1 pseudogene is annotated in these 709 nt (G+C 70.0%); it reads left to right on the top strand.

Features of this window, described 5'->3' with window-relative positions:
• Positions 1-51: 51 nt before the first annotated feature.
• Positions 52-709: pseudogene (locus HWX25_RS32705) on the top strand (SLC13 family permease); the annotation flags it as partial.

Here is a 709-nt window from a genome sequence, read left to right on the forward strand (position 1 = left end):
GAAGCGCGCCTGCGGCCTCCCCGCGCTTGTCGAAGACACGCCGCTCGTCCGATGAGTCCAAGCTGGCTTGCCTGGGGTATCGCGCTGAGCTCGACCGCGGGCGTCATTCTGCGTCCTTTCCGCTGGCCCGAGGCGATCTGGGCCGTCACGAGGGGCTGTTCGACTGGATCGCGGCGCTGGCCGTCCGGCATGCAAACGGTTCGCCGCGCCGGCTGTTCGTGCAGGTGTACCTGGTCGGCGTCGGCGTGACGGCCTTCCTCTCGAACGATGCCGCGGCGGTCGTGCTCACGCCGGCGGTGTTCGCTGCCGCGCGGCGTGCCGGGACTCGACCGCTGCCTTTTCTCTATGCATGCGCCTTCGTCGCGAACGCGGCCAGCTTCGTCCTGCCGATATCGAACCCGGCCAATCTCGTGCTGTACGGCAACCATACGCCGGCGCTGGGTACCTGGGTGGCCCGTTTTGCCTTGCCCTCGGCGCTGTCGATCCTCGCGACGTTCTGGATGCTGCGCCATACGCACCGCGAGCACCTCGCCGGTGCCTGTGCGACGGACCCGCCCGTCGAGCCGCTCGGCTCGAGCGGCAAGGTGGCGCTGGCCGGGATCGCCGTGACGGCGGTGGCCTTGCTGGCGGTGTCCGCCTTCGATCTGCCGCTCGGCCTGCCCACCGCGGTGCTCGGTGTGTCGACCGCGCTGGTGGTGCTGCTCAAGGA

The organism is Burkholderia sp. BCC1640 (assembly GCF_902833125.1).
Classification (GTDB): Bacteria; Pseudomonadota; Gammaproteobacteria; order Burkholderiales; family Burkholderiaceae; genus Burkholderia; species Burkholderia diffusa.